This is a genomic window from Kitasatospora sp. NPDC056076 (genome assembly GCF_042266305.1).
In the GTDB taxonomy this organism is placed as follows: domain Bacteria; phylum Actinomycetota; class Actinomycetes; order Streptomycetales; family Streptomycetaceae; genus Kitasatospora.
Genome location: NZ_JBHJWG010000004.1, coordinates 168,067 through 188,289, shown reverse-complemented (window position 1 = coordinate 188,289; position 20,223 = coordinate 168,067). Strand labels below are relative to the sequence as shown.

Annotated in this window: 16 protein-coding genes; 8 read left to right on the top strand and 8 right to left on the bottom strand. The window is 74.4% G+C overall.

The window, feature by feature from the left end; all coding sequences use genetic code 11:
* The first annotated feature begins 529 nt into the window (after positions 1-529).
* Together ACFC1T_RS05460 and ACFC1T_RS05455 are read left to right on the top strand one after the other, a co-directional pair.
* A complete protein-coding gene (locus ACFC1T_RS05460; protein WP_375883877.1) occupies positions 530-4,213 on the top strand; it encodes a SpoIIE family protein phosphatase in 3,684 nt (1,227 codons plus the stop codon).
* A 120-nt stretch (positions 4,214-4,333) separates the two neighbouring features.
* Positions 4,334-4,738 (top strand): nuclear transport factor 2 family protein, encoded by a 405-nt coding sequence (locus ACFC1T_RS05455; protein ID WP_375883874.1) that lies wholly within the window; start codon positions 4,334-4,336, stop codon positions 4,736-4,738.
* 43 nt (positions 4,739-4,781) lie between these two features.
* On the opposite strand, the gene ACFC1T_RS05450 is transcribed toward ACFC1T_RS05455, so the two are convergent.
* From ACFC1T_RS05450 to ACFC1T_RS05440, 3 genes are all read right to left on the bottom strand, one after another.
* On the bottom strand, positions 4,782-5,849 hold the full coding sequence (locus tag ACFC1T_RS05450) for an S-adenosylmethionine:tRNA ribosyltransferase-isomerase (RefSeq protein WP_375883872.1): 1,068 nt from the start codon (positions 5,847-5,849) through the stop codon (positions 4,782-4,784).
* Positions 5,846-6,634, bottom strand: coding sequence for an SDR family oxidoreductase (locus ACFC1T_RS05445; RefSeq protein ID WP_375883870.1), 789 nt, complete (start codon positions 6,632-6,634; stop codon positions 5,846-5,848). Before ACFC1T_RS05445 ends, ACFC1T_RS05450 begins: the two co-directional genes overlap by 4 nt.
* Positions 6,635-6,831: 197 nt before the next feature.
* Positions 6,832-7,779, bottom strand: a complete 948-nt coding sequence (locus ACFC1T_RS05440; protein ID WP_375883868.1) for an RluA family pseudouridine synthase — start codon at positions 7,777-7,779, stop codon at positions 6,832-6,834.
* 261 nt (positions 7,780-8,040) lie between these two features.
* On the opposite strand from ACFC1T_RS05440, the gene ACFC1T_RS05435 reads away from it, so the two are divergent.
* Together ACFC1T_RS05435 and ACFC1T_RS05430 are read left to right on the top strand one after the other, a co-directional pair.
* A complete protein-coding gene (locus ACFC1T_RS05435) occupies positions 8,041-9,129 on the top strand; it encodes a PP2C family protein-serine/threonine phosphatase (protein ID WP_375883867.1) in 1,089 nt (362 codons plus the stop codon).
* A gap of 196 nt (positions 9,130-9,325) precedes the next feature.
* The gene (locus ACFC1T_RS05430) at positions 9,326-9,712 is read left to right on the top strand and encodes a DUF3224 domain-containing protein (RefSeq protein WP_375883865.1); all 387 of its coding nucleotides are present in this window, start codon (positions 9,326-9,328) and stop codon (positions 9,710-9,712) included.
* Between the two features lie 68 nt (positions 9,713-9,780).
* Here the strand turns inward: ACFC1T_RS05430 and ACFC1T_RS05425 are convergent, their stop codons facing one another.
* Positions 9,781-10,623 carry a poly-gamma-glutamate hydrolase family protein gene (locus tag ACFC1T_RS05425; RefSeq protein ID WP_375883862.1) on the bottom strand — a complete coding sequence of 281 codons (843 nt, stop codon included), beginning with the start codon at positions 10,621-10,623 and terminating at the stop codon, positions 9,781-9,783.
* A gap of 232 nt (positions 10,624-10,855) precedes the next feature.
* On the opposite strand from ACFC1T_RS05425, the gene ACFC1T_RS05420 reads away from it, so the two are divergent.
* Positions 10,856-11,779 carry a DUF5995 family protein gene (locus tag ACFC1T_RS05420; protein ID WP_375883860.1) on the top strand — a complete coding sequence of 308 codons (924 nt, stop codon included), beginning with the start codon at positions 10,856-10,858 and terminating at the stop codon, positions 11,777-11,779.
* 36 nt (positions 11,780-11,815) lie between these two features.
* On the opposite strand, the gene ACFC1T_RS05415 is transcribed toward ACFC1T_RS05420, so the two are convergent.
* A complete protein-coding gene (locus tag ACFC1T_RS05415) occupies positions 11,816-13,255 on the bottom strand; it encodes a GuaB1 family IMP dehydrogenase-related protein (protein ID WP_375883858.1) in 1,440 nt (479 codons plus the stop codon).
* Positions 13,256-13,568: 313 nt separating this feature from the next.
* Here ACFC1T_RS05415 and ACFC1T_RS05410 point away from each other — a divergent pair, with 313 nt between their 5' ends.
* Together ACFC1T_RS05410 and ACFC1T_RS05405 are read left to right on the top strand one after the other, a co-directional pair.
* Entirely contained in the window at positions 13,569-15,053 is a 1,485-nt protein-coding gene (locus ACFC1T_RS05410; protein ID WP_375884028.1) for an SDR family NAD(P)-dependent oxidoreductase, read from the top strand.
* Between the two features lie 82 nt (positions 15,054-15,135).
* Entirely contained in the window at positions 15,136-15,624 is a 489-nt protein-coding gene (locus ACFC1T_RS05405; RefSeq protein ID WP_375883855.1) for an NUDIX hydrolase, read from the top strand.
* A 66-nt stretch (positions 15,625-15,690) separates the two neighbouring features.
* Here ACFC1T_RS05405 and ACFC1T_RS05400 read toward each other — a convergent pair whose 3' ends face one another.
* The 3 genes from ACFC1T_RS05400 to ACFC1T_RS05390 are packed head-to-tail and all read right to left on the bottom strand — an operon-like array spanning position 15,691 to position 19,129.
* Entirely contained in the window at positions 15,691-17,925 is a 2,235-nt protein-coding gene (locus ACFC1T_RS05400; RefSeq protein ID WP_375883853.1) for an FtsX-like permease family protein, read from the bottom strand.
* Complete coding sequence (locus ACFC1T_RS05395; protein ID WP_375883850.1) at positions 17,922-18,608, bottom strand: ABC transporter ATP-binding protein; 687 nt, start codon at positions 18,606-18,608, stop codon at positions 17,922-17,924. The genes ACFC1T_RS05400 and ACFC1T_RS05395 overlap by 4 nt, the downstream gene beginning before the upstream one ends.
* Entirely contained in the window at positions 18,605-19,129 is a 525-nt protein-coding gene (locus ACFC1T_RS05390; protein WP_375883847.1) for a helix-turn-helix transcriptional regulator, read from the bottom strand. The genes ACFC1T_RS05395 and ACFC1T_RS05390 overlap by 4 nt, the downstream gene beginning before the upstream one ends.
* A gap of 390 nt (positions 19,130-19,519) precedes the next feature.
* Between ACFC1T_RS05390 and ACFC1T_RS05385 the strand changes: the two genes are divergently transcribed.
* Positions 19,520-20,176 (top strand): hypothetical protein, encoded by a 657-nt coding sequence (locus ACFC1T_RS05385; RefSeq protein ID WP_375883845.1) that lies wholly within the window; start codon positions 19,520-19,522, stop codon positions 20,174-20,176.
* Positions 20,177-20,223 lie beyond the last annotated feature (47 nt).

Here is a 20,223-nt window from a genome sequence, read left to right as displayed (position 1 = left end):
CCACCGACTTCCCACGCACACCCACCAGACAGGCACCGGGCAACTCCTGCCCACGGCGACTACAGCAGCCCGGCCGGAACGCAGGCCACGCAGGAAGTCGATCCGGCTGACTTCCTGTGCGGGTCGGGGCCTGCCATGGGGGTCAGTCGTTGGGGGTGGGGGCTTCCTCGGTGGGGGGCTCGTCGGCGAGGTCTTCGGGCTGGTCGTCGGTGGGCTCGTCGGGGTCGGTGAATCCTCCGCCGAAGTCTGGCATGGGGGCTCCTCCAGGTGGTCGGGGCGTGCGGGTGAGCGGGCTCTGTCCGAGGATCGCAGGGGTCCCCCGGCGTCCGACAGACGTCTGCCCAACTTCGTTCGGCTGTCGGAGCGTTGCCGCGGGTGAGCGGGGAGCCAGGGTCGCGGGTGACGCCCGGTGCCGGATCGGGTACAGCCTGCTCGCGCGGGTCGGCGGCGGCCACGAGGGGCGGGGCGCGGGGGCTGCGTGCGAGGATGGCAGGGCTGGTGGGAACGATCTCCGGGCGGTTCTCTGGCCATGGTGGACGATGACGCGCAACGCCGGGGGGAGCCGCAGCACGGCGCCCTGCTGATGGTGCCGATCGCCACGGCGCTGATCGAGGCCGACGGGCGGATCCTGCACTGGAGCGGCGACGCGGAGGCACTGCTCGGTTACCGTGCGGACGAGGCGGTGGGGGCGAAGGCCGCCCGGCTGCTGACCTCGGACGAGCACCGGCCGGAGGTGCTGGAGCTGTTCCGGGAGATCCTGGCGGGCCGCGAGTGGTCCGGGGTGTTCCCGGTGCGGCACCGGGACGGGCACCTGGTGAACCTGGAGTTCCGGACCCATCCGGTCCGGGGGCCCGGCGGGGAGCCGCTGGTGCTGGCGGTGGCGTCGGAGGTGACGACGCTGCGCCGGATCCAGGCGGACCTGGCCGTGCTGGACGGTTTCTTCACCCAGTCCCCGGTCGGCATGGCGGTGTTCGACACCGGTCTGCGCTACGTGCGGCTGAACGAGGCCCTGGCGGTGGCGAACGGCCTGGCCGTGCCCGAGCACCTGGGCCGCCGGCTCACCGAGGTGCTGCCCGGGATCAACGGGGACGAGGCCGAGGCGGTGATGCGGCAGGTGCTGTCGACCGGCCGGCCGGTGGTGGACTTCCGTACCCAGGGCCGTACGCCGGGGGATCCGCAGCGGGACCGGGCCTGGTCCGCCTCGTACTTCCGGCTGGCGGACCGGAGCGGGCGGGTGCTCGGGGTGAGCGCGACCATCATCGACGTCACCGAGCGCTACCGGGCCGATGCCCGGGCGGCGAGGGCGCAGGAGCGGCTGTCGCTGCTGGTCGACGCGACCGCCTCGATCGGCACCACGCTGGACCTGCGGCAGACGGCCCGGGAGCTGGCGGACGCGATGGTGCCCCGGGTCGCCGACATCAGCGGGGTGTTCGCGCTGGAGGCGCTGATCGCCGGGCGCAACGTCGAGCCGCCCGCCCCGGACGCGGCCCAGCTGGTGCGCCGGCTGGCGCTGGCCACCACGGATCCGCTGTACCCGGCCGACGCGCTGCCGGTGGACTCGGTGTACGAGCTGACCGCGGACTCCCCGTACGCCCGGGCGCTGATCACCGGGCGGACGGTGGTGGTGCCGTCCTGGGAGCTGTCGCCGCTGGCCGACGCGCTCAGCGAGAGCCGTCGCCGGGCGTTCCTGGGCGACCGGCCGCGCTCGGTGCGGATCACCCCGCTGGTGGCGCGGGGCACGACGCTCGGCATGGTGGTCTACTCGCGGCGCGGCGAGCGGGAGTCCTTCGCGGAGGCGGACATCACGCTCGGCGACGAGCTGGCCTCGCGCGCGGCCGTCGCGATCGACAACGCCCGGCTGTACCTGCGCCAGCACCAGACGGTGCTGGCCCGGCAGCAGGCGTTGCGCGAGGCGAAGGCCGCGCAGGAGCGGCTGGCGCTGGTGAACACGGCCTCCGCCCGGATCGGGACCACGCTCGATCTCGACCGCACCGCCCACGAGTTGGCCGAGGTGGCGACGCCCCGGCTGGCGGACACGGTCGTGGTGGAGGTGCTGGAGGAGCTCGTGCGGGGCGAGCGCGAGCCGCGCGCCCCGGCGGACGGTTCGGCGCTGCTGCGGCGGATGGCGTTCCACTCGGTGCGCGGTTCCACCCTGGCGCCGATCGCCCGACTGGGCGGGGTGCACCGGTTCCAGCCCGGTTCGCCGTACGCGTGGAGCCTGGCGCACCGCAGGCCGGTGCTGGTGCCGCGGATGGACGAGGAGGGGCTGGCCTGGTTCGCCGACGATCCGGTGCGCACGGCTGCGGTGCGGGAGCAGAACGTGCGCTCGTTCATGGTCGTCCCGCTGATCGCGCGCGGTAATCCGGTCGGTGTCGCGGGCTTCTACCGGACGCTGGTGGAGCGCCCGTACGAGGACGAGGACCTGGCGCTGGCCGGGGAGTTGGCCGTACGCGCGGCGGTGTCGATCGACAATGCGCTGCTGTTCACCCGGGAGCGGGACGCGGCCGCGGCCCGGCAGCGGGCGCTGGACGAGGCCTGGGCCGCCCAGCAGCGGCTGGGCCTGTTGAACGAGGCCAGCAACCGGATCGGCACCACGCTCGATCTGCACCGCACCGCACGGGAGTTGGTGGAGGTGGTGATCCCGCGCTTCGCCGACTTCGTGACGGTGGACCTGCGCGACGCGGTGCTCGGCGGCGAGGAGCCCGGGCCGGTGCCGAGGGACGGGCCGGTGCTGATGCGGGCGGTGGCGGTCGGCGAGTCGGCGCCGGACGGCAGTATGACGGCGGCCGCGGACCAGGTCGGCGAGACCTCGCAGTCGGCCGAGGTGTACGCGCAGAGCCTGCGGACCCGGCGCTCGATCCTGGTCTCCGAGGTGACGGAGCAGGAACTGCGGCGGATCGTCGCCTCCCCCGACCGGGTGGAGCCGGGGCTGGCCGCCGGGGTGCACTCCTACCTGATGGTGCCGCTGGTGGCGCGCGGACTGGTGCTCGGCGGCGCGGAGTTCGTCCGCACCCACAATCCGGCGCCGTTCGGACCGGCGGACCGTTCGCTGGCCGAGGAGCTGGCCGCCCGCACCGCACTGGCGATCGACAACGCCCGGCTCTACCGCCGGGAGCGGGACACCGCTCTGACCCTCCAGCGCAGCCTGCTGCCGCAGGAGATCCACCGCACCCTCGGCCTGGAGCTGGCCTACCGCTACCTGCCGAGCAGCGTGGTCAGCGAGGTCGGCGGCGACTGGTTCGACGTGGTCCCGCTGTCCTCCGGCCGGGTCGCCCTGATCGTCGGCGACGTGATGGGCCACGGCATCCGGGCCGCCGCCACCATGGGCCAACTACGGACGGTGGCACGGACGTTGATCACCCTGGAGCTCAACCCGGTACGAGTCCTGCACCGACTGGACGAGGCCACCTCGGCGCTCGGCGAGGGACAGTTCGCGACCTGCGTCTGCGTGGTCTACGACCCGGCGGACCGCAGCTGCACCGCCGCCTGCGCCGGCCACCTGCCGCCCGTCGTCGCCGACACCGAGGGCAACGCCCACCTGGTCGAACTGCCACCCGGCGCACCGCTGGGCGTGGGTGGAGTCCCGTTCGAGAGCGTCGAGTTCACCCTCCCCGAGCAGGCCATCCTGACCCTCTACACCGACGGACTGGTCGAGCGCCGGGGCCACGACCTGGACGAGGGGCTGGAGTTGCTCTGCCGCACGGTCGCCGACCGGCGCCGCTCGCTGGAGCAGACCTGCGACGCCGTCCTGACCCGGCTCACCGGGCGCACCCAGGAGGACGACATCGCCGTCATCATGGCGCAGGTCCGCCCGGCCGGCGCCGACCGGATCGCCGTCCTGCCGCTCACCGGCGACCACGCGATGGTCGCCCACTCCCGGCGCTTCACCCGCGAGACGCTCACCGCCTGGGGCCTGGCCTCGCTCACCGACTGGGCCGAGCTGCTCACCAGCGAGCTGATCACCAACGCCCTGGTGCACGCCGGATCACCCGTCCAGCTAAGGCTGTTCTGCAACCGGGTACTCACCGTCGAGGTCGCGGACCGGGAGAGCGAGACGCCCCGGATCCGGCGCGCCCGCAGCGAGGACGAGGGCGGCCGCGGCATCCACCTGGTCAACGAGCTGGCGCACCGCTGGGGCAGCCGCCGGACCGCGGACGGCAAGGTGGTCTGGTTCGAGCTGGAACTGCCGCCGGACCACCCGCCGCCTGTGTGAACAACGATGGGTTGTCGGCCCGGGACGGGCGTTGTTGGCCCCCGGGGCGGCCGCAGGGCTTTGCTGGTGCCACGGCCGGGCAGCCCGACCGGACGGAACGACGAGCCACAGGAGCCCACCATGCCGCAGAACGACGCCCGCACCGTCGTCACCGAGTACGTCACCCGGCTCGCCGCAGGCGAACTCGACGCCGCCGTCGCCCTGTTCGCCGAGGACGCCACCTGGACCTACCCGGGCGACCTGGCGCTCTCCCGCACCTGGCGAGGCAAGCAGGAGATCTTCGGCGACTTCCTCGGTCAGGTCGGCACCCTCTTCGCCTCCGACGGCCTGCCGAGCCTCACCCTCACCGGCGTCCTCGCCGACGGCCCGCAGGCGGTGGCCGAGTGGACCGCCGTCGGGACGGCCGCCAACGGCGCCCGCTACGAGAACCACTGCCTGGGCGTGTTCACCGTCGAGAACGGGCTGATCACCGCCGTCCGCGAGTACCTGGACACCCACCACGTGGCGCGGACCCTGCTGGCCTGAGCCCCTGCCGGCCGGGCGACCGGCAGTCGGCCGCGGCACCCGCTCAGTCCGGCAGCAGCAGGTTGACGTCCCCGAACTCGTGCCACAGGTAATGCTGTTGCACGGCCGCGCGGTAGCAGGCAGCCAACAGTGGACGGCCCGCGACGGCGGCCAGCATCAGCAGGTGCGAGGCGCGCGGCTCGTGCCAGCCCGTGAGCAGGCCGTCCACCGCGCGCACGCCGCGTTCCGGGGTGATCACCAACTCCGTCCAGCCGTCCGCCTCCTGGAGCGTGCCGTCCGGCGCGACCGCCGACTCCAGGGCGCGGACCACGGTGGTACCGACGGCGACCACCCGGCCGCCCTCGGCCCGGACGTGACCGACCAGCCGGGCGGTGGCCGCCGGGACGTGGAAGCGCTCCGCGTACGGGGCCTCGTGCGCCTCCGGCGAGGCCACCCCGGTGTGCAGGGTGACCGGAGCGACCAGCACGCCCCGACCGGCCAGCCGCGCCACCGAGTCCGGCGTGAACGGGCGGGCGGCGCTGGGCATTTCGCTGCTGCCGGGGACGGTCGCGAAGACCGTCCGGTAGGCCTCGATCGGCCAGTCGCGGTCCACGTAGCCGTACCGGATCGCCCGGCCGTGCCGGTCCAGGTACGACAACAGGGGCGCGGGCAGGGACAGTTCGGCGTACCAGAGACGGGCGGTGAAGGGCTGCACCAGGACGGCCCCGCCGCCCGCCGGCAGGGCGACGCGCAGGCCGGGACGGGCCGGGGACTCCTCCGGCGGGTAGTAGGCCGCGGCCGCGCCCGGCACGGACCGGCGCAACTCGACCAGGTAGGAGCCCTGTCGGTCGGGCTGGGCGGAGGACAGGTGCAGCGCGACCGGGGTGCCGTCGGGCAGTCGGCCGGGGAGGGCGGCCGGGACGGTGGCCGAGTTGTTCACCACCAGGAGGTCCCCCGGGCGCAGCACCTCGGGCAGCTCGGTGAAGCGGTGGTGCTCGACGGCGCCGGTGTCGCGCCGGCCGACCAGCATCCGCACCCCGTCCCGGGCCGTGCCGCGGGCCTCCGCCGGTGCGCGGGCGGAGAGTTCGGACGGGACGGTCACATCGAGGCCCAGCGCGGCCAGGGTGGTCATCGCCCGCTCCGGCCGAGGGCAGGGGCGGGGACGGTGGCAGGGGCAGGGGCGGGGAGGGCGGCCAGGTCCTCGGCGCGGTAGCGGCCGGACGGCGTGCGGTGGTGCAGCAGGCCGAGCAGCAGCGGGGCGACCTGTTCGGGCAGCGGCTCGCCGGAGATGTCCTCGCCGGGACTGGCCTCCTGCAGCATCGCGGTGCGCATGCTGCCCGGGTCGACCGCCCAGACCCGCAACTCCGGCTCCTCCCGGGCGAGTACGGCGGTGGCCTGGTCGAGCGCCGCCTTGCTGGCACCGTAGCCGCCCCAACCGAGGTAGGGCTCCACGGCGGCGTCCGAGCTGATGTTCAGCACGGCCCCGGCGTGGGCGCGCAGTTGCGGCAGGACGAGCTGGGTGAGGGCGAGCGGGGCGAGCGCGTTGACCTCGAAGAGTTCCAGCAGGTCCGGCAGCGGGAAGTCGGCCATCCGGGGCAGCGGTTCGGCGCCGGGCGCGGTGGCGCCGTTGAGCGAACCGGCGTTGTTGATCAGGAGGCTCGCGCCGCCGAGGCGGTCGGCGGCCGCGGCGAGGTGGGCCCGGTGGTCGTCGTCGACGATCGAACCCGGCAGGGCGACGACCTCGGTCAGGGCGGACAGTTCGGCCGCGGCCCCGGCGAGTGCGGTCGCGCCCCGGGCGGTGACCACCAGCCGCCAGCCCTCGGCGGCGAGGGTGCGGGCGAGGGCCAGCCCGAGGCCGCGGGAGGCACCGGTGACCAGGGCGACGGGAGCGGAATCGGTGTGCTGCGCTGCGTTCATGGCCCTACCATCGCGCCACCGGGCGGGCGGCGGATCGGCCCTGGAACCGGGGCCGGGCCCTCCGTTCGTCCTAGACCGCCGGCCGGACCTAGGACCGGGACCCGGGGGCCCACTCCCACTCCCCCTCCCCCTCCCCCTCCCCCCCCCCCCCCCCCGGCGGGAGATCGGCCCGGGTGGCCTGCACCCCCGGCGGGAGGTCAGCCCCCGGCCGCCCAGCCGGACGGGTCGTCCCAGGCGGCGAGCGTGCGGCGGCTCTCGAAGCGGCGCTCCCGACCGGTCAGCGGGTCGGTGAACTCGACCGTCGAGGCCAGCAGTTGCAGTGGTCGGCGGAAGTCGTCGGGGGCCGGTTCGGGCAGCACCACCGGGTACACCGGGTCACCGAGGATCGGCACTCCGAGGCCGCTCATGTGCAGCCGCAGCTGGTGGGTGCGCCCGCTGAGCGGCTGCAGCCCGTAGCAGGCGAGGTCGTCGCGGCGCTCCAGCAGCTCGATCCGGCTCTCGCTGTTCGGCGGCGCGTCGAGCTCCCGGGCGGCGATCACCCCGCGCTCCTTGACGATGTGGCTACGCACCGTGCACGGCAGTGCCAGGTCCGGGTCGTACGGCGCGATCGCCCGGTACTCCTTGCGCACCTGCCGGTCGCGGAAGAGCGTCTGGTAGGCGCCGCGGTCCTCGGGGCGGACCACGAACATGGCCAGGCCCGCGGTGAGCCGATCGATCCGGTGGGCGGGGCTGAGCGCGGGCAGGTCGAGGGCGTGCCGCAACCGGCAGAGCGCCGTCTCGATGACGTGCCGGCCGCGCGGGGTGGTGGCCAGGAAGTGCGGCTTGTCGACCACCACCAGGTGCTCGTCGCGGTGCAGCACCACCAGCTCGAAGGGGACGGGCACCTCCGCCGGGAGGTCCCGGTAGAACCACAGGTGCGCGCCGGGACGAAACGGTTCGTCGGGGGCGACCGGGCCCTGCTCGCCGACGATCTCGCCCGCGCGCAGCGCCGCGTCGATCCGCGCCGCCGCCACCGCGGGCAGCCGCTCGACCAGGTGCTCCCGGACGGTCGGCCAGTCGCCCTCCAGGGGCAGCCGCAGGTGCACCGGGTCCACGCCGAGGCGCTGCGGGAGGGGGGAGGCCGGGCGGCGGTTCTTGCGTCTCATCTCCCGGCCCAGCCTAGGCCCTGCCGGACAGGGCCCGGTGCGCGCCCCGTCCGCCCCGGCGGCGAGGTGCCGGGAGGGTCCGAGCACCGGCACGCCGCCGGTGCGCCCCCGCGCCGAGGTGCTGACCCGGGGCAGGGCGGGGAAAGTGGTTCGAAGGCCCTCGGGCCTGTCTCCTGGATTCCGGCGGACCCGGCAAGGATCCAAAGGATCCAGGGGACAGGCCCTGGGGCCTGGAGCTTCCCGACCACTGGAGGAGAACGCGTGAGCGCCGACGGCCCGGACGGGCTTCCGCCGCTGCACCTGCCACGGCGGACCCGGCTGCTGCTGTACGGCGCCCTCGTCCTGCTGGTCGCCGCGGTGGTGGCCGCCCTGGCCCTCGGCCCCGGAGCGACCCTGTCCCCGTTGCTCGCGGTGGCCCCGGTGCTCTTCGGGGCCACCACCCGCAAGGCCCGGGTGCCGCTGCTGGTCGGCGCGGCGGCGCTGCTGGCGGTCGGCGCGCTGGAGTCCGACAACACCCAGCTGCCGCTCTCGGTGCGGATCAGCGTGCCGGTCACGGTGCTGGCGGCGACCCTGGCCAGTGCCGCCAGCGTGGTGCTGGTGGCGGCCCGGGAGCGGCAGCTGTACCAGGTCCGGACGGTGGCCGAGGCCGCCCAGCGGGCCCTGCTGCGGCCGCCCGCCGAACGGATCGGGCCGCTGCGGCTGGCCGTGCGGTACGTCGCGGCGACCGCCGAGGCCCGGATCGGCGGGGACCTGTACGCCGTGGTGGAGACCCGCTTCGGGGTGCGGATCCTGCTGGGCGACGTACAGGGCCACGGGCTCCCGGCGGTGGAGACGGCCGCCGACGTGCTGGGGGTGTTCCGGGAGGCGGCCCGCACCGAGCCCGACCCCGGGCGGCTCGCCGAGCGGCTGGACGCGGCGCTCACCGCGCGGCCGGGCGACGGCCGGTTCGCCACCGCGCTGCTGCTGGACGTGCCGGCCGGCCGGGAGCCGGTGCGGGTGGTGAACTGCGGCCACCCGCCCCCGCTGCTGCGCCGGGCGGGCCGGGTCGAGGAGCTCGCGCCGACCGTCCCCGCGCCGCCGTTGGGCCTGCGCGAGCTGACCGGGGAGGACTACTCGGCCAGCCGCTTCGAACCGGGCCCGGGCGACCTGTTGCTGCTGCACACCGACGGGGTGTCCGAGGCCCGGGACTCCGGGGGCCGGTTCTACCCGCTGGCGGAGCGGCTGCCCGGACTGCACGGCAGCAGCCCCGCCGACCTGCTGGACGCCGTGCTGGCGGACGTCCGGGGCTGGGTCGGGGACGCCGGGCTGGCGGACGACGCGGCGCTGCTGGCGCTGCGCTGGGACCACTGAGGCAGGGGCGCCGGAAGTACGGGAGCGCGGGAGGCCGCCGGCGGCTGGCGGACGGCGGACCGCCGCTGGCGGACGCGATTGTCAGTGCCGTGTGCAACGCTTCACACACGGTCGCCGGAAGTCGACCGTACGGGTCGGAGTACGTGCCGGGCGGCGCGTGTCGACGGCGCGTGAGGACCGACGAGGGGAGCGTGCCATGGCCGAGGCGAGCGGGTCGTTCGAGGTGACGGCGTTCGAGCCGGTGGAGACGGAGCAGCGCGAGGGCGCGGTGTTCGGGCGGGTGCGGATCGCCAAGACCTTCACGGGTGGGCTGAGCGGTCGCGGCGAGGTGCGGATGCTGTCCGTCGGCGACGCTTCGGGCGGGCCGGCCTCGTACGTCGCGGTGGAGCACGTGACGGGCGAACTGGACGGGCGCAAGGGCTCGTTCGTGCTGCAGCACGCGGCCTGGGACGCCACCGGTGTGACGATACGCGTGGTGCCGGGCACGGGGGCGGGCGAGCTGGCCGGGATCACCGGCGAGTTCCGGCTGGCCGTCGACGCGTCCGGCGCCCACACCTACGTGCTGGCCTACGAGCTGGGCTGACGACCGGCGCACCGGCCCGGACCGGACCGGTGGCAGCCGGGGCCGGTGCGGTCCGGCCCCGTGTCCGCTCAGAGGATGGGCTGGGTCGCCTCCAGGCGCTGGATCGCGGTCCGGACGGCCGTCGCGAAGCTCCAGAACAGCGGCAGCGTGTTGGCCGCCCGGTCGGCCCGGGTGTTCTTGCCGGGGGCGAACATCGCGACCCGCAGCTCGGTGGTCAGCTCCAACTGGGCGCCCGCGCCGAGCATGCTGCGGTTGCAGATGTTCTCCGGGGAGATGCCGGCGATCTCCTCCTCGCCCGAGGCGGTGACGGCGCGGATGCCCGCTGCGCCGAACTCCTCCATCAGGTACTGGCGGAAGGTGGAGTTCAGCCCGCCGACCAGCACGGCCCGGGCACCCGCCTCCAGACCTGCCTGGCCGGTGGTGCAGCCGTGCAGCGAGAGCACGTTGAGGCTGCCGGAGCACATCGCCCGGACCACGGTGTCGTCGCAGTGGGTCGAGGTGACGTGCAGCGCGCTGTTGTTGGAGGGGCGCAGGCCCTCGAACATCCAGAAGTCGTGGACCGGCCCGGTGGCCGGGATCGGGGCGAGGTCGGCGGGGTGGTAGCCGGCGACGGCCAGGCACAGCTCGGAGGTGCCGCCCTCGATGCCGCCGCCGTGCGGGGCGACGACGGTGGTCCGGATGAAGGCCGGACGGCCCTGCGGGCTCTGGTCGTCGATCAGGTGCCGGCGGTAGCGGCGGCCGTAGTCGACGCCCTCGACCAGGCTGGGGTCGGCGTACAGCGCGGTGTTGGAGGGGTACTGGTCGGCGGCGCTCGCGGGGGTGCTGCCCACGGCGGCGCCGAGGGTGCTGAGGGCCGGGGCCGCGGCGAGCGCGGCGATCAGGGTACGACGGTTGATCACGTTCGGGATCATGACAGGAGGTGGGGCATCGGTAAAGTCGACGCAAAGCAACGATCAAGTCTGCACCCCATTGCGGCGGGGGCGGCCTGAACGTGTGACACGGGCTCCGCGGACGCGCGCCGCGACCACCGGGCCTACCTCCACGCTGTCACGATGATGCGATCAGTGCACGATCGGCATCGGAGGGTGGCACATGCCCGGTACCGCAACAGGCCCTGCGGCAACGGCAGCATCGGCAGCCACGGTGGCGGCCCGCACGCCGGCGTCGGTCGAGGAGGTGGCCGGACGGCTGCGGGAGATCGCGGCGGCCCTGCCCCTGGCGGACGGGGTGGCGGTGTTCAACCGCCTCTACCTCACCGTCACAGAGGCGGTCCGCGACCGGCTCGCGGACGGGTACTTCATCGACCCGCCCGCGGTGGCCGAGCTGGACGCGCTGTTCGCCGGGCGGTACCTGCTGGCCGTGGCCGCCGACTCGGCCGGGCAGGAGCCGCCCGCCTGCTGGCGGCCGCTGTTCGCGCTGCGCGCCCACCCGGGCGTGCACCCGCTGCAGTTCGCGCTGGCCGGGATGAACGCCCACATCCAGCACGACCTGCCGCTCGCGGTGGTGGAGCTGTGCCGCCGCCGGGACTGCGCACCGGCGGGGGTCGAGCAGGACTACCACCGGATCAACGGGGTGCTGGCCGAGGTGGAGGCGGTGGTCCGGGAGCAGCTGCTGCCCGGGTCCGAGCTGCCCGGGTGCGCCGAACTGCTCACCCACCTGCTCGGCGCCTGGTCGGTCGAGGCCGCCCGGGAAGGGGCCTGGTCCGCCGTCCAGGCGCTCTGGGAACTGCGCGGGCTCCCGACCGCCGCCCAGGCCTTCGCCACGATGCTGGACGGCTCCGTCGGGCTGCTCGGCCACGCGCTGCTGCTCCCGCTGGTGCCGTACGACAACCACGGCGACCACGGCGACCACCACGACGGCGGCGACCGCAGCGCCCACGACCGTGCCGGACGCACCGCGCTCGCAGCGGACGCCGAGCGGCACGAGGGCGGCGCGGGCCCCGGAACGGCCGCGGCCGCCCGGCTCCCCGAAGCGAGGAACCGGACGGCCGACGGTACGGACGCGGGCGGGCCCAACCGGCTCAGCGAACCCGCCGGGCCGATCAGCGCGGCAGGCTCCGCAGGCTGACCAGGCCGGGCAGCCGGGCGAGACCGGGCAGCCGGATCAGGCCCAGCTGGAGTGCAGCGGCTTGCCCTCGGCGTAGCCGGCCGCGCTCTGGATGCCCACGATCGCCTTCTCGTGGAACTCCTCCAGGGTGTTGGCGCCCGCGTAGGTGCAGGAGCTGCGCACGCCGGCCACGATCGAGTCGATCAGGTCCTCGACGCCCGGGCGGGCCGGGTCGAGGAACATCCGGGAGTGCGAGATGCCCTCCTCGAACAGCGCCTTGCGGGCCCGGTCGTAGGAGGAGTCCTGGGCGGTGCGGTTGCTGACCGCGCGGGCCGAGGCCATGCCGAAGCTCTCCTTGTACTGGCGGCCGTCGGCGGCGGTCTGGAGGTCGCCCGGGGACTCGTAGGTCCCGGCGAACCAGGAGCCGATCATCACGTTGGAGGCGCCGGCGGCCAGCGCCATGGCGACGTCGCGCGGGTGGCGCACGCCGCCGTCGGCCCAGACGTGCTTGCCGAGCCGGCGGGCCTCGGCGGCGCACTCCAGGACGGCGGAGAACTGCGGCCGGCCGACGCCGGTCATCATCCGGGTGGTGCACATCGCGCCGGGGCCGACACCGACCTTGAGGATGTCCGCGCCCGCCTCGACCAGGTCGCGGACACCGGCGGCGGAGACCACGTTGCCGGCCACGATCGGGATCTGCGGGTCCAGGCCGCGCACGGCGCGCAGCGCGCTGATCATGCTCTCCTGGTGGCCGTGCGCGGTGTCGACGACGAGCACGTCGGCGCCGGCGTCGATGAGCGCCTTGGCCTTGCCCGCGACGTCGCCGTTGATGCCGACGGTGGCGGCGATCCGCAGCTTGTCGTTCGCGTCGACGGCCGGGGTGTACAGGGTGGCGCGCAGCGCGTTCCTGCGGGTCAGCAGGCCGACCAGCTTGCCCTCGCCGTCGACGACGGGGGCGAGCTTGCGGTGCGCCTCGGTGAGCTTGTCGAAGGCGGTGCGCGGGTCGAGGCCCTCGTCGAGCAGCAGCAGGTCGCGGGACATCACGTCGGCGAGGCTGGTGAAGCGGTCGACGCCCTGGCAGTCGGAGTCGGTGACCACGCCGACGGGCTTGCCGTCCTCGACCACCACGAGGGCGCCGTGGGCGCGCTTGGGCAGCAGCGAGAGGGCCTCGGCGACGGTGGCGCCGGGCGCGAGGGTGATCGCGGTGTCGACCACCAGGTGGCGCTGCTTGACCCAGGAGATGACCTCGGCGATGACCTCGGTGGGGATGTCCTGGGGGATGGCGACCAGGCCGCCGCGGCGGGCGACGGTCTCGGCCATCCGGCGGCCGGCGATGGCGGTCATGTTGGCGACGACCAGCGGGATGGTGGTGCCGGTGCCGTCGTTCGAGGAGAGGTCGACGGCCTGCCGGGAGCCCACGGAGGAACGGCTGGGGACCATGAAGACGTCGTCGTACGTCAGGTCGTACGAGGGCTTGAGGTCGTTCAGGAAGCGCATGAAGGGGGCTCTCCGGCTGGGGGAAGGTACACCTCGGGTGCGGTTGCGGCGATGCCGCCGGGGCGCACTCGGGCGCCCGGCACCCAGCATTCGATTCTCCGTGAGGGTGGGGACAAAAGCCAGTTCGAACACCATTGCTGGGTGTGCACACAAAGCATGATCAATGCTCCGCGCGTAGACATGTGCGATCCTCCAAAGCCCGTCGGGGCCGGGCTCCCGCTTCCGGCTTTCGCCCCGGCCGGGGCCGCTCCCGTAGCATTCAGGCGGTAACGGCGGGGCGATCGGGAAAGCAGCGGGCGTGAGCATCGAGCAGATGGACATCGAGCAGGGTCAAGGCGAGGAGGAGATCGACTACGGTCCGGGCCTCGCCCCCGAGCGGCTGCGGCTCTGCCTGGAGGTGCTCGCCGAGCTCGACGAGCTGCACGTCGACCACCCGGACGCGATCACCGTGCGCCAGGCCGTCGGCGGCATATTCCGGACGCTCAAGCAGCGCCGCCGCCAGGAGACCCGGGCCCGCAAGACGGCCAACGACCGCGAGGTCACCGCCCGCACCGCCACCGGCGCGCCGACCCGGATCGACGACGAGACGGCCGGCGCCTTCGGCCTGACCACCGTCACCACCACCGAGATCGCCGGCATCCTGGAGCGCCCGCGCTCCTGCTACACCTGCAAGACCCGGTACGTCGAGGTCGACGCGTTCTACCACAACCTGTGCCAGAAGTGCGCCCTCCTGAACCGGTCCCGCCGGGACGCCCGGGCCGACCTCACCGGCAAGCGCGCGCTGCTCACCGGCGGCCGGGCCAAGATCGGGATGTACATCGCGCTGATGCTGCTGCGCGACGGCGCCCACACCACCATCACCACCCGCTTCCCCAACGACGCGATCCGCCGCTTCACGGCGATGCCGGACAGCGCCGACTGGATCCACCGGCTCAAGATCATCGGCATCGACCTGCGCGACCCCGCCCAGGTGATGGCCCTGGCCGACGAGGTCGCCGCCGACGGCCCGCTGGACATCCTGATCAACAACGCCGCGCAGACCGTCCGCCGCCCGCCGGAGTCCTACCGCGAGCTGGTCAACGCCGAGTCCGCGCCGCTGCCCGCCGGCGCACTGCCGCAGGCCACCACGATCGGCCGCTTCAACAGCGGCAGCGTCGACCTGCCCGCCCTCCCCCAGCAGGCGGGCGGCGGCGAGCAGCGGCTGGCCGCCGAGGACGTCACCTCGCTCGCGCTGGTCACCGGCTCCGCCACCCCGGCCCGGATCGAGGCCGGAACGGCGATCGACGCCGGCGGCCTGGTGCCCGACCTCGCGCCCACCAACAGCTGGGTGCAGACCGTCAGCGAGGTGGGCCCGGTCGAGCTGCTGGAGGTCCAGCTCTGCAACTCCACCGCGCCGTTCATCCTGATCAGCCGACTGCGCCCGGCGATGGCCGCCTCCGCGTCCCGCCGCAAGTACGTCGTCAACGTCTCCGCCATGGAGGGCGTGTTCCAGCGCGGCTACAAGGGCGCCGGCCACCCGCACACCAACATGGCCAAGGCCGCGCTGAACATGCTGACCCGCACCAGCGCCCAGGAGATGTTCGAGTCCGACGGCATCCTGATGACCGCCGTCGACACCGGCTGGATCACCGACGAGCGGCCGCACCCGGACAAGATGCGCCTCGCGGACGAGGGCTTCCACGCCCCGCTCGACCTGGTCGACGGCGCGGCCCGGGTGTACGACCCGATCGTGCGCGGCGAGGCCGGCGAGGACCTGTACGGCTGCTTCCTCAAGGACTACGAGCGCGGCAACTGGTAGGCCCCGCACGGGTGGGCACCACGACGGCATGCCCGACACCGGCAGGCCCGACATCGGCAGGCACCACGAGGGAGGACGCGAGTTGACCACCGCACCCACCGGACCCGTCGTACCCACCGGACCCGTCGCACCGATGCTGGGCGCCGGGGTCATCGTGCCCACCGGCGACGGCCGGGTGCTGATCGGCCGCCGCACCACGGCCGGTGAGCCGCCGACCTGGAGCCTGCCCGGCGGCAAGGTCGACCCGGGCGAGTCCTTCGAGCGGACCGCGGCCCGCGAACTGGCCGAGGAGACCGGGATCGTGCTGCCGGCCGAGCACATGCGGGTGCTCGCCGTGCACCTGGACCACGAGCTCGGCCGGCCCCGGCTGACCGCCGCCGTGCTGGCGCCGCCGAGCCTGGCCGAGGCCGTGGTCACCGAGCCGCACGCGTGCGCCGGGTGGGAGCGCTTCCCGGTGGACGCGCTGCCGGAGCCGATGTTCTACCCGTCCGCGCTGGTGCTCGGCAGCTGGCTGCCGCGGTACGCCCCGGCGGTGCGGGCCGCGACGCACGGCTACCCCGTCGCCCGCTGAGAGCGCGGACGACGGGGCAACCGGGCAGAAGGGCCACCGGCGGGATGGTCAACTCGCCGACGGCGCTCAGCCGTTGCGGGCGGCCTCCGGTCCGGTGATCCGCCGCAGCAGCGGCAGGGTCGAGGCGATGATGCCCAGCGAGGCGGCCAGGCCGAAGCCGGTGAGTCCGTAGTACGTCAGGCCCGGCGAGACCAGGGCGTAGTCCATCTGGGACTTGAGGAACATCGCCGCCGCCGCGAAGCCCGTCCCGATCGCGAGCGCCGAGACCACCAGCAGCGGCAGCGCGCTCTCCAGTCCGACCACCCGGCGCAGCAGCCGCAGCGGCGCGCCGGTCAGCCGGAGCATCGCGAACGGCCTTCTGCGGTCGGACAGTCCGGCGACCACGCTCACCGCGAGGCTGCACCCGGCGACCGGCAGGGTGGTCAGCAGCACCACGTTCGCCAGCTGCCGCCAGCCCTGGAGCTTCTTCTGCCCTTCGGCGGAGAAGTCGTCGGCCATCCTGGTCACGTAGGCCGGGAACTCCTCGGTGAACAGGGTCCGCAGCTGCTCCTTGGCCGCCGGGGAGTCGTCGGTGGTCGCGTAGACGATGAACACCGGGAGGGCGGCGGCCTCCTCGGCGGACAGCGGCGCCGCCGGCCACTCCTTCTCCGGGTGCGCCTGGAGGTCCAGCACGCCGTTCCGGTCGACGGCCGCGACCACGGCCCCGGGGGCGCAGTGGCCGACGGCGGGGATCTGCGCCAGTTCCGAGCAGCGGACCAGGACCGGCACGATCCGTTCCCGGCCGTACTGCGACGCGCCGATCCCGGCCGGGTTGTCGTGCAGCAGTGCCATCCCCTCGAAGCCCGGGACGGCCCGGGCCCGCGCGAGCACCCCGTCGGGCACCGAGGGGAGCGCGGCGGATCGCTCCGGGCCGAGCAGCGGGGTGGCCACGACCGCCTTGCGGACCTCGGGAGCGCCGTCGAGCGAGCCCCGGTTCACGTTGATGGTGCTCATGATGCCCAGGGTCGCGGTGGTCACGAACAGCGCCAGCACCAGGCCGGCGACCGAGCGGAAGCCCGCCCTCGGGTCGTCCGACAGACGGCGCATCGCGATCAGCGAGGCGGGCCGACCCGTCCGCCGGGCGACCGCCCGGGCGGTCGCCATGGTGAGCCAGGGACCGGCGATCACCAGGCCGAGCATGACCAGGACGAAGCCGCTCAGGTACGCCAGCGACTGGCCGTCGGTGGTCTTCGGGTGGTCGCCGACGAAGTAGCCCAGCTCGGCGAGACCGGCCACCAGCGGTGCCAGTCGCCACGGGCTCGGCGGCTTCGGGGTGACCCGGCGGGAGACCCCGAGCGGCGAGACGGTGACCCGGCGCAGGGCGAACCGGGCGGCGAGCGCGGCCGCCAGCGGCACACCCACCGCCGCACCGACGGCCTGCGGCAGGCTCAGGGAGAGATCGGTGGCGAAGAACCGGTCACCGGTGAACGGCACGTCGGCCACCAGCGGCTTCAACGCGAAGTACAGGCCGAAGCCGAGCACCGTACCGGCCGCCGCCGCCACCGCGGACTCCACCGCCGAGATCACCGACACCTGGCCCGGCGTGGCCCCCACCAGCCGCATCGCGGCGTAGCGCTGCTCGCGGGTGGCGGCGGACAGCCGGGTGGCGGTGCCGATGAAGATCAGCACCGGGAAGATCAGCGCGGCGGCCACCACGGTGAGCACCAGGACGAGTGCGTCGCCGTGCACGCCCGCGCCGTAGCAGTCGTACTCGCAGTCGGTGGGCAGCGCGGTGGCGATGCTGGTGACGGTGGTGGCCCGGGGCATCGCCCGGACCTCGTCGGCGGTGCGGCCGATGACCACCGCGAGGGTGTCCGGGGAGGGCAGCGCGTCCTCGCCGAGGGTGCCGACCTGGCGGCCCGGGAAGCGGTCGCCCAGTTCGACGGCCGGGGTCTCGCGCAGCAGCTTCGCGAGCGCCGGGGAGGCGTAGTACTCGCCCGGCGCGGGAAGCCGACTCAGTCCGGGCACCAGCGGCGGGTGGGGACCGGTCGGGGCGAGTTCGGCCCGGAAGACGCTCGCGCCCCGGTAGTAGTCCATCCGCGCGTGCCACCAGAGCGGGTCCGCCGGGGCTGCCGCGGTCGCCCCCTTGGCACCCGTGTTCATCCAGGTCTGCCGGGCGTTGGTGCGGTCGATCGCGTTGATGCTGGAGAGCACCGACAGCAGCAGCCCGACCCCGATCGCCACCGCCGCCGCGATCATCAGCAGCCGGGCCACGGCCTCCCGGCCGCCGCTGACGGCCAGTCGGAGCGCGAAGCGGATCACGGGGCCACCGGCCCGGCGGAGAGCGTACGGGCCTGGCCGTCGCGGACGATCGCCTCGCGGTCGGCGTAGGCGGCGACCCGCGGTTCGTGGGTGACCAGGATGACGGTGGTGCCCTGCTCGCGGGCCGCGCCGACCATCAGTTCCATCACCTGCTCGCCGGTCAGCGAGTCCAGCGCGCCGGTCGGCTCGTCGGCGAACAGCACCCGCGGCCGGGCCACCAACCCCCGGGCCAGCGCCACGCGTTGGGCCTGGCCGCCGGAGAGCTCACCGGAGCGGCGCTGCTCCAGGCCGTCCAGGCCGAGCCGGGCGAACCAGGGGCGGGCCTGGGCCAGCGCCGCGCCCCGGCGGACGCCGTTCAGCAGCAGCGGCAGGGCCACGTTCTCCTCGGCCGTCAACTCCGGTACCAGCTGGCCGAACTGGAAGACGAAGCCGAACGTGTCGCGGCGCAGGGCACTGCGCTGTGCCTCGTTCATGCGGTCCAGGCGCTGCCCCTCGAACAGCACCTCGCCGGCGTCGGGCACCAGGATGCCGGCCAGGCAGTGGAGTAACGTCGACTTGCCCGAGCCGCTGGGGCCCATGACGGCGAGCACCTCGCCGGCCCCGACGGACAGGCTCGCCCCGCGCAGGGCGGGCGTCTCACCGAAGGCGAGGGCGAGGTCGCGGGCCTCGATGACCGCGGTCATCCGCGCACCTCCGCGGCGAGCGCGTCCAGCCGGGCGGCGGTGAGGTCGATCCAGCGCAGGTCGGCCTCCAGGTGGAACAGGCCGTGGTCGGCGAGCAGGGCGTCCACCAGGGCGCCGGTGCGCCGCAGTTCGGTGAGCTCGCGCATCCGGCGCAGGTGGGCGCTGCGCTGGGTGTCCAGGTACAGCTCGGCGTCGCGGCCGAGCAGCAGGGCCAGCACCACCTTGGTGAACAGCACGGACTGCAGGGTGGGTTCGGGGGCGACCGGCTCCTGGAGCCAGGTCTCGAACTCGGTCGCCCCGGTCTCGGTGATGACGTAGCGCTTGCGCTCGGGCCCGTCGCCCGGCTCGGCCTCACCGGCCATCACCTTGCCGTCGCGGGCCAGTCGGCCGAGGGTCGCATAGACCTGGCCGTACGGGAGGGGCTTGCCCCGGCCGAAGAAGGAGTCGTAGTCGCGCTTGAGGTCGTAGCCGTGGCTCGGCTCCCGCTCCAGCAGCCCGAGGAGGGTCAAAGGAACACTCATGCGGAGGACCATACACCCCGGATATACACCGAGTGTATATCCGGCGAGAACAAGCCGCTGACCTGGCGGAACGTCAACTCCTCGACAGGGGCGGGCAGGAGGCGGCCCCACGACCGCCCCCTGCGCCGCACCACGGCCCGGCACCCCCACGGTCACCGGACCGGGGCCGCACCCAGGCACGGAGGGCGCGGCCGGACTCCAGCCTGCCCGGCCCGGCGGTCGCTGCCGAGGGCCGAACGTCCCGGGTGGACCGGGCCCGGCCAGGGCGAATCGGGTCGAACCGGGACGGCCGGCACCACGAGCGAACCCCGGTCTTGTGCGAGGGGGGCGGTCGGGTGGAGATTGGGTAACGAAACCCCGTACGCGCCCGCGTCCTTGAGGAGATCCCGCGTGTCCAGCACACCCCGCCCGGCCAGGTCGGCGTCGCTCCCACAGCGAACCGGCCGTCAGCTGCGGCGGGCCTTCGGTGCCCGGCACGAACCGTTGGCCCGCCCGCTCGACCGGTCCCGCGCCCGCGCCTGGCTGCTCACCGTCGTCGGCGGGCTGCTGGCCACCGCCCTCTCCGTCGGCGGCGCACTGCTGCTCTTCCGCGCCACCGCCCCGCAGGCCGACACCGACCTGACCCGGCTGCACCGGATCGACGCCGTGGTAACCGCCGAACCCAACCGCGGCACGGCTCCCACCAGCCGGTTCTCCGGCGGCTACGGCAACCGGATCGAGGTCGAGGCCGCCTGGACCTACCCCGGGGCCACCCCGCACACCGGCACCGTCGAGGCCTCCGGCCCACCCACCGTCGGCGGCGTCGTCCAGGTCTGGGTCGATCCGGCCGGCAACGCCACCGATCCGCCGCTCGACCGCACCGCCCTCGCCGTCTCCGCGGCCTGCACCGGCGCCGGTGCACTGCTCGCCCTGTCCGCCCTGATCGCCTTCGCGCTGCGGCTGCGCCTGAGCGCGCTCAACCGCCGGGCCGAGACCGGCTGGACCGCCGAGTGGGCCCGGCTGGAGCCGCTCTGGAGCGGCCGCGCCGGGCACCGCCGGGAGGAGTGAAAGGGGCCCGGCCTCGAACGCGACCGTCCGTCCGTCTGTCCGTCTGT